This window comes from Pseudomonadota bacterium, from assembly GCA_022361155.1.
In the GTDB taxonomy this organism is placed as follows: Bacteria; Myxococcota_A; Polyangia; order Polyangiales; family JAKSBK01; genus JAKSBK01.
In genome coordinates this window covers 1-2460 of sequence record JAKSBK010000310.1, presented here as the reverse complement: position 1 = coordinate 2460, position 2460 = coordinate 1, and the positions used below count along the sequence as shown (strand labels likewise).

Annotated in this window: 2 protein-coding genes; one reads left to right on the top strand and one right to left on the bottom strand. The window is 65.7% G+C overall.

The window, feature by feature from the left end; all coding sequences use genetic code 11:
- On the top strand, nucleotides 1–1863 hold a 1863-nt coding region (locus MJD61_12210), incomplete at its 5' end, for a monovalent cation:proton antiporter-2 (CPA2) family protein (protein MCG8556032.1).
- A 325-nt stretch (nucleotides 1864–2188) separates the two neighbouring features.
- On the opposite strand, the gene MJD61_12205 is transcribed toward MJD61_12210, so the two are convergent.
- Nucleotides 2189–2335, bottom strand: a complete 147-nt coding sequence (locus MJD61_12205) for a hypothetical protein (GenBank protein ID MCG8556031.1) — start codon at nucleotides 2333–2335, stop codon at nucleotides 2189–2191.
- Nucleotides 2336–2460: the final 125 nt, after the last annotated feature.

The following is a 2460-nucleotide window of genomic DNA, read 5'->3' as shown; positions in this document are numbered from 1 at the left end:
GCGGCGGTGGTGTCGGTGCCGCTCGCCAAGCGTCTCGGGCTCGGTTCGGTGCTGGGCTATCTGCTTGCAGGCATAGCGATTGGCCCTTTTGGTCTCGAGCTGCTGGGGGATGAAGTGCAGGACGTGATGCACTTCGCCGAGTTTGGCGTCGTGATGATGCTCTTTCTGGTGGGTCTCGAGCTCGAGCCCTCGCTGCTGTGGAGGCTGCGGACACCTATCGTCGGCCTTGGGGGGCTGCAGGTCGGTCTCACCGGGGCGTTGATCGCCGGCGTTGCGCTGGCTTTCGGCCTGCACTGGAAGCAGGGCGTGGCTATAGGCATGGTGCTGGCGCTGTCGTCCACCGCCATCGTGCTTCAGACGCTTCAGGAAAAGGGCCTGATGAAGAGCGCGGCCGGGCAAAGCGCCTTCGCGGTGCTGCTGTTCCAGGACATCGCGGTGATCCCGATGCTGGCCCTGTTTCCGCTGCTGGCCACGCGCACGCAGCAGGCGACGCCCGGCGGACACCACGCCTCGAGCTGGCTCGAGCAGCTGGCGCCCTGGATGCAGACGCTGATCGTGCTCGGCGCGGTATCGGCCGTCGTGGTCGGCGGGCACTACGCGGTCCGGCCTGCGTTCCGCTTCATCGCCCGAACGCGCTTGCGCGAGATCTTCGTGGCGGGCGCGTTGCTGCTCGTGATCGGTATCGCGCTCTTGATGGCGCAGGTGGGCCTCAGCCCCGCCCTCGGAACCTTCGTGGCCGGTGTGGTGCTGGCCGACAGCGAGTACCGCCACGAGCTCGAAAGCGACATCGAGCCCTTCAAGGGCCTGCTCTTGGGGCTGTTCTTTCTCGCGGTGGGAGCCTCGATCGATTTCGAGCGCTTCGTCGCCGATCCGGTGCTCATCGGAGGGCTGGTGGTGTCGCTCATGCTGGGCAAGCTCTTGGTGCTCGCCTTGCTCGCGCGTCTCTTCCGGCTGGGCATCGGTCAGAACCTGCTCTTTTCCTTTGCGATGGCACAGGGGGGCGAGTTCGCGTTCGTGCTGCTGTCCGCCGCCAGGCAAGGCGGAGTCCTCGGCGACGAAATCAGCGACCCGCTGGTACTGGTGGTCGCGATGTCGATGGCGCTGACGCCGCTCAACATGATCTTGTTCGACAAGGTCATTCGGCCGCGCGTTGGCGCGCGCACGCGGGCGCCCGACTACGACGCGATCCACGGAGACAACCCCGTGATCGTGGCGGGTTTTGGTCGCTTCGGCCAGATCTGCACGCGACTGCTGGACGCCCAGGGAATCGCCTCGACGGTGCTCGAATACGACTCCGACCAGGTCGAGACGCTGCGGCGCTTCGGGCGCAAGGTGTACTACGGCGACGCCTCGCGTCTGGATCTGCTCACCAATGCAGGCGCCGAGCACGCCAAGGTCTTGATCCTGGCGTTGGACCGGCCCGAAAAGACGCTCGAGCTGGTACGCACCGCCAAGAAGCACTTCCCACAGCTTGCCATCCTGGCCCGCGCCCATGGGCGCGTCGACGCCTACGACCTGGTTCAGGCAGGCGTCGAGCATGTCTTTCGCGAGACGTTCGAGTCCGCGATCGCCATGGGCGTGCGTGGTCTGGAGCTGCTCGGCCACCGGGCATACCGCGCGCGGCGGGTTGCAGCCCGGTTTCGGAAGCTCGATGAAGCGCTCGTGCGCTCGCTCGCGGGCAGCCATCGAGACGACGACTTCGTGCACCAGGTTCGGCGTGCGGCTACCGAAGCAGAGGCGATCCTGCGCACCGATCTCGAGCGCGGCCAGCAATCCGTGGATCACGGCTGGGACACCGAATCCCTCGTGGCGGAGTTCGGAGACGGTTCTTCCGGCAAGGCCCGTTCCGAGCTCCACGAGTAGCCGGTTCGCGACCGCAACAGCAGCCGCGTGGGTCCGTGGGCCATGAAGCGGCCCCGCATGTCGTCTCGGGGCTGGTTTCAATAACCCCACAGGATCACGGATGAGGTCTATTGATCTGGCTGGGGCTTGCCTGACCACACCGTGGACGATCGCACATCGTGGTCGTGGTCGTGGTCGTGGTCGTGGTCGTGGCCGGTACGAGCAACCTGGCCAGTGACAGACACGTCCTCGGTGCCAGGTCTGCTGCTGAGACCGGCGAAGTCCGAGCGACTGATCGTGCGTATCGCCGGAATGCTCACTCACCAAGCGCTGCCGATGGTCACGGTCACGAGTGGGATCCGGCTACGACCACGACCACGACCACGGCCACGACCACGACCACGACCACGACCACGAAGCGTTCGAATCTACCGCTCCACGTTGGTCCTGGCCACCTGAAACGCGCCACTTCGCTCACACTCCCTAGCGCCACCGCTCTCCAAACCGATAGGCATCAGGTGCCGGAGACCACCGTCTTCAAGGCACGTATCGATGGGTGAGTCGCGACTCCTGTGCCGTCCTTCTCGGCTGGCGCCCACTTCTCGTATTGCCGACTGC